3 protein-coding genes are annotated in these 2,553 nt (G+C 34.5%); all 3 read left to right on the forward strand.

All coding sequences use genetic code 11. The annotated features are described in order from the left end of the window. Positions 1–45: 45 nt before the first annotated feature. The 3 genes from RMR19_RS15395 to RMR19_RS15405 all read left to right on the forward strand — a co-directional run bounded on the left by RMR19_RS15395 (position 46) and on the right by RMR19_RS15405 (position 2,407). On the forward strand, positions 46–264 hold the full coding sequence (locus RMR19_RS15395; protein ID WP_310604385.1) for a helix-turn-helix domain-containing protein: 219 nt from the start codon (positions 46–48) through the stop codon (positions 262–264). Further along, positions 254–1,552: a DUF4153 domain-containing protein gene (locus RMR19_RS15400; protein WP_310604386.1), complete on the forward strand. Its 1,299-nt coding sequence runs from the start codon at positions 254–256 to the stop codon at positions 1,550–1,552. The genes RMR19_RS15395 and RMR19_RS15400 overlap by 11 nt, the downstream gene beginning before the upstream one ends. A 120-nt stretch (positions 1,553–1,672) precedes the next feature. Further along, on the forward strand, positions 1,673–2,407 hold the full coding sequence (locus RMR19_RS15405; RefSeq protein WP_310604387.1) for a phosphatase: 735 nt from the start codon (positions 1,673–1,675) through the stop codon (positions 2,405–2,407). Positions 2,408–2,553: the final 146 nt, after the last annotated feature.

Here is a 2,553-nt window from a genome sequence, read left to right on the forward strand (position 1 = left end):
ATATAAAGAAGAAAATGATTTGACTATCTAGCAAGGAGGAAAGAAATGATTGTAATTAATCTGGATGTGATGATGGCTAAACGAAAAATCGGTCTTTCGGAGCTTGCAACTCGTGTTGATTTAACACAGGCCAATCTTTCAATACTAAAAAACGGAAAAGGAAAAGCAATACGGTTTTCTACGCTTAACCGTATTTGTAAGGAGCTTGGCTGTCAACCGGGCGATATTTTGGAATATGTGGAAGGAGAAGAAGATGATGAATGAAAAACTTGACATTGAATCGAACCAAATACCATTAGAAACAAAGGAATACTCAACCCTTGAGAAATTATTGCTGCCAATTGCAATACTAATTGGTATTTTATTTGATCAGCTAATGTTTTCACCTGTTTTTCTTGGGAGTGGTAATATCTCTATATTTTCAGGAATATTTTGGCTATGTTATCTTGTAATGTTTTATTTATTTTATTGGAAAAGGCTTGTTTGTAACCGTGTTCTATGGTATGTGGCAGGATGTAGTGCGCTTCTTTGTATATGGCAATTCATTTTTACTGACAATTCTATTAATCAAGAGTTCCGCAATTTGACTTATCTGGTAATTCCAGCTGTTTTGATGGCTCATGCGCAGTTTATACATGGGAATTACCAGCTAAAGGATACGAGAAAGATTGTAATTGGTTGGATTAGAGGATGGTTTATCAAGCCATTTTCCGGTATTTCTTCTTTGCTTGGAGTGGTGGATTCACTTGTTTCTGGGGGCAATAAATCCAATATTAAGAAGGCAATCTTAGGAATCGTCATCACATTGCCACTGCTTTGTGTAATTATTCCATTGCTTAGTGGAGCGGATCAGGTGTTTGGGTATTATTTCAAGCAAATAATTGGTAAATTCTATTTTGGCTCGCTTATTATGCATATCATTGTGATTGTGTTTGCACTTGCATTGTTTTATTCATTTATATGGAATGTGGGGTTTGGAATAAAGGAAAAGAGCGAGCAAAGACCAATATTGCAAATTGATTCTCTTATCTGCTATATTGTTATAGGCTCAGTAATGTTGCTTTATATTTTATTTTGTATAGTACAATTTACATATCTTTTTGCTGGAACCGGTCTTCCTAACGCTATGACATATTCAGAATATGCGCGTGAGGGCTTTGTACAGACGGTCACTGTCTGCGCTATTAATTTGTTTTTATATGGTATTTTTTTTCAATACGGATCAAAAAACAAAATCATTTCTGGTCTATTGGCTGGATTGCTGGGGTTAACTGGTGTTATGCTTTTCTCTGGATTTATACGGTTAAAGCTTTACATTGATGCATATGGATTAACATGGTTAAGGGTTATATCGGCTTGGTTTGTAATTTATCTGGCAATTGTAATCATTATCTGCGGTATCCGTATGTTACGAGAAGAGTTACCGGCAATCGCACTATGTGCACTGATTTTACTTGGATGGTATGTTATACTTGGATATTTGAATCCAGACGCACTTATCCAACGCTATAATCAAAATTACAATTATGATATCGAAATATCAGTCGAATAAAACTGCATGAAAACAAATATAAAAAATGGGTTTCATTTTTGAGAAAAAAGTGATAGTATATTATGTAGTTTGATTTAGCAGTTTAAAGTGTGTAATAAATAGATGTTTGGAGAGAAGAACATGGATAACAGAAAGAAATATTTATTAGATATGCATACCCATACAGTGGCAAGCGGCCATGCATACAATACAATTAATGAAATGGCACATGCTGCTGCAGAAGCAGGATTGGAAATATTAGGAATTACGGAACACTCGATGACCATGCCGGGAACCTGTCATGAATTTTACTTTCAGAATCTGAAAACCGCATGTAGAAATGTAGAAGGAGTAGAATTGTGTTTGGGCGTGGAATTGAATATCATCAATTATAATGGTGATATTGATATGGATGAGAAATTGCTGCGGGAAATGGATGTAGTAATTGCAAGTGTACACAATAATATAGGATATACTTCAGGAACGACCGAAGAAAATACAAGAGCAGTAATCGGAGCAATTAAGAATCCTTTAATCAATATAATTGGTCATCCGGATGACAGTCGCGTTCCATTAAATTATGAGGAAATTGTACTGGCAGCCAAAGAATATAAGACTTTATTGGAGATTAACAATTCTTCTTTGACACCCGGAAGTTTTCGTGCAGACCCCGAACAGAATGATTTAAAGATATTGGAATTATGTAAGCAATATGAAGTTCCGGTTATTATTGGCAGTGATGCACATTCGGTTGATAAGGTTGCAAACAATCAATATGCAATGAAATTGGTAGAACAGACAGGATTTCCAGAAGAATTACTAATGAATTATTATCCAGAAAAACTAAAGAGTTATATAAATAAGTACAAATTATGAAAACCGCATTGCGGTTCTGAATATGAATGGAATTGAAAATGAGGTAATTATAATGGACAAAATTAGGAATGAAGAAATGAATCATTTATTCGAGGCGGTATTAACATTAAAAGATGAAGAAGAATGTTTTAAATTCTTTATGGATG

Source organism: Anaerosporobacter sp. (assembly GCF_031551385.1).
Lineage (GTDB): Bacteria > Bacillota > Clostridia > Lachnospirales > Lachnospiraceae > Anaerosporobacter.